Origin of the sequence: Desulfuromonas sp. (genome assembly GCA_002869615.1) — a bacterium.
Lineage (GTDB): Bacteria > Desulfobacterota > Desulfuromonadia > Desulfuromonadales > UBA2294 > BM707.
In genome coordinates this window covers 1-3,537 of sequence record PKUH01000017.1, presented here as the reverse complement: position 1 = coordinate 3,537, position 3,537 = coordinate 1, and the positions used below count along the sequence as shown (strand labels likewise).

3 protein-coding genes are annotated in these 3,537 nt (G+C 53.2%); all 3 read right to left on the bottom strand.

Annotated elements, in window-relative coordinates; genetic code table 11:
* Positions 1-1,110: 1,110 nt before the first annotated feature.
* Complete coding sequence (locus tag C0623_02970; GenBank protein PLY02963.1) at positions 1,111-1,872, bottom strand: two-component system response regulator; 762 nt, start codon at positions 1,870-1,872, stop codon at positions 1,111-1,113.
* A 251-nt stretch (positions 1,873-2,123) separates the two neighbouring features.
* Positions 2,124-3,020 (bottom strand): EamA family transporter, encoded by an 897-nt coding sequence (locus tag C0623_02965; protein PLY02962.1) that lies wholly within the window; start codon positions 3,018-3,020, stop codon positions 2,124-2,126.
* A 125-nt stretch (positions 3,021-3,145) separates the two neighbouring features.
* The coding region (locus tag C0623_02960; GenBank protein ID PLY02961.1) for a chemotaxis protein CheW at positions 3,146-3,537 on the bottom strand (392 nt) is incomplete at its 5' end.

The following is a 3,537-nucleotide window of genomic DNA, read 5'->3' as shown; positions in this document are numbered from 1 at the left end:
TGATAACCAGCTTTTTAGGAACCCTGGCATTTTATGGTCTTATTCTTCTTGCGGGGCACACCGCCGGTTTTTTTGGTCGGATGATGCGCCACTAATCACTACCACTCCACCTCATTTTTTTTAGACCGCCCGACAGATTTCGGGCGGTATTTTTTTTGGTTCATCGCAGATGAAAGCGAATACAACATTAAACTCCCCCTTAAGCTGGCTCAGGACAGGCTATCGGAGTCGGGACTGACAACATTCTTGTCTTTGACTGTTCCCACTGTTCTACCGGGGCCATAAGTAAGACCGCCGAGCGAGCGGATTTTAATCCGGCGCTCAGGTAACGCCAGTGACTGACGGATTACAATCGGCGCAGTGAGGGAACCTGATTATCAGGCGGGTAAGCCGGGGTTTCTTCTTTTGCTTACTTTGCTTGGACAAGCCATTCGGCTGGCTCAGGACAGGCAAGAAAAAGAAGGAGCAGGCCGGGCGATACCGGCGACCTTGTCTGGTTGGGTGGGGACATTGCTGGATAGAGTCACTACCCGAAGTGCAGGAAAGTATCCATCAAGACTGAAGATGATATAATCGCGCGGTCGCGGCCGCGCACTCCGCCATACTCTTTTATTAAGCCATAAAAGAGTATGCAGAAAACGGCTCCCTTGCCGGGGGCTTTTTTGTGCAACTGGGTTTGTTTCTGTTAAACTTTGCTGCCAGGGAGTTTGCCTTGAGGCAAACGCAGTTCATCTCCGTGGCGGTTGCGGTTGGGCTGCGGTTCAGTGATCGCGCTACCAGAGGGCGACCTCAAGAGCTCCACGGGTGAGTCTAAGACATTTGTTCCTGATTTTCTCTGACAACTGACAGCTTAAAACTTACAGCTGTCTTTATTTGCTTTACATAAGACGCCGAGTGAGCCGGGGTGTCTTTCTTTTGCTTACTTTGCCTGGACAAGCCCTTCGGCTGGCTCAGGACAGGCAAGAAAAAGAAGGAGCAGGCCGGGCGATACCGGCGACCTTGAACTGACCCGCAAACTCCGCGCGGCCGAGAACGGCAGGCTGATTCCGGTGGTTATCGTGACTACCGATAGCCCGGAAGAGATGAAACAGGAAGGCAAAGCAGCCGAAATTACCACTCAGCCGTTAAATTATTGCTCTCGATGTAGCTTTGAATAATGCGGATCTCGCTTTCCGCAATATCAACGAACTGCAAGCCCATACCGGCAGGGAGATCGGGCTTGGTTGGATTGCTGGTATCATTCACCCAGGCGATCCGGGCCTTGCAATTGATCGTCTCTCCGGTTTCAGGCAAACTGAATTCAATGTCGAGCAGCGTGTGGCGCGGCAAAGGTTGCGGTGACGTCAGAAACAGCCCTCCGGAACTAAGATTAACCGTGTAATCGGTCAGCAGATCGTCCTGGTCACCGAAGCGAACCTTGACATGGATTGCATAACGCGGATCCTTGCGCTCGTGCACTTCGAGATACTTCCTGGCAATCGACATGAAATGCCCGCGGTTGATCGGCTTGGTGACGATCTCGTCGCATCCGGCCGCTTCACAGCGGGCAATATCTTCTGCATTCCCGGCCGAGGTCACCATGACAACCGGGATATCCCGTCCGAAATCCGACTCCTTGATACGCCGACAACATTCGTCACCATTCATCTCCGGCATAAACAGGTCCATATAGACGAGGTCGGGCTGTTCCGACTCAACGAGCACCAGCGCTTCCTTGCCGCTGCTTGCGGTCAAAACCTTGAACGATTCCTTGCGCTGAAAGAAGGTCTTTTCGAGGGCGATAAAGAGTTTGACATCATCGACCAGGAGAATTTTTTTCACCCGCTTCGGGGCAGGTGATGCAGCATCAGATGTTGGAGTAATAGTATTCATAAACAGATCCTTTTTAATAAAATCCCTGGATTGGAGCTTATATCATTAGCAGGAAACAGGCCAACAGGAAAACGCATATCCCCCTCCCGGAATTTCCATAGTCTCGAAATCGGGAGACAGCGGCGACGTCATTAAAGAGCAAACCTGCTGGCATTTTTTGTCAAATACCCTCCTGAATTGTCATTTCCCGTTAAACTGCCAGATTCACAGGATAGTTGTCCGGAATCTATGGCCATACTGTTGACGAGACGCTACGTCCGGCCGGCGCGGGTCGCCAGGCAGATGCCGACGGCAATCAGACCGATACCGAGAGCGTGAAACCAATAAAATTGTTCACCGAGAAAAACCATGGCCATCAGGCTCCCGAACACCGGCATCAGGTGGATAAAAAGACCGGCCCGATTAGCCCCGACCAGCTCAACTCCCCGATTGAAACAGAGATAAGAGACGATTGACGGAAATATCGCGACATAGGCGAGGACCAGAAAGGTTGTCGGGACCGGATGCAGTGGCCGGACATAATTATGCTCCCACAGATACAGCGGCATAAGGATCGCCGTTCCGAGCCAGAAGGTAACGGCAATAAACGAGAGCGGATGGACCTTTGGCCGTAACCGCAATAACGATGAATAACCGGCATAACAGACGATTGCCAGCAGAACCAGCAGATCACCCCGATTGAACTCAAGATTCAGAATCAGCCCGACCTCGCCGCGCGCGATAATGGTTACGGCGCCAGCGAGTGAAACAGCGATGCCAACCACCTGTACCGGAGCGACCCTCTCTTTAAAAATCAACAGGGAGAACACGACAATCAGCACCGGCATCAATGATTGAATCAGGAAGGCGTTGATCGCCTGGGTATATTGCAGTCCGCTGTAGGCCAGAGTATTGAAACAGGCAATGCCGAGAAAAGAGAGCAGCAGCACCGCCGGCCAGCAGCGACGAATCTCCGGCCAGTCGTCGCGGAGGTACCGGCTCGCCGGAAGAGCGACCAGAAGTGAGGCTCCGGCCCAGCGCCAGAACGCCAGAGCAATCGGTGGAATGTCGGCATGAAAAGCCCGCCCGAGAATAAAGTTGCCGGCCCAGAACAGGACGGTCATGGTCAGGAGAATATAAGGGCGATCTTTTAATTGCGGGGTCAGCATGGCAGACCTATTTTACGCAACCACGCCGGCAAGACAACCTTAATCATCTGGCTGGCAGACGAAAACCTGGCCAGCAGGAGAGGGATTGGATCAGGCCTCTCCTGTTGGCCAGACTGGTCTTGCAACTAGGCTGTCACTTCTTCGGTCTCGTCACTGATCTCCCGGGCCAATTCGAGATCATCGGCCGAGAACACCTTGTTAATATCGAGGATGATGACGAACTTGTCGCCGAGGTTGCCCATCCCCTTGATGAACTCGGTATTCAGTTTGGTCCCGATCTTCGGCGGCGGCTCGATCTGGCTGTCGTTCATATCCATGACCTCCTGCACCGAATCGGCCAGCGCCCCGACCGTAATCGGCTCGCCGTCGACATCGACCTCAACCACGATGATGCAGGAATCACGGGTCTTTTCGATATCCTCCATGCCGAACTTCAACCGCATGTTGATCACCGGCACCACGCTGCCGCGCAGGTTGATCACCCCGACCATGTAGTCGGGGGTCTGCGGCACCTTCG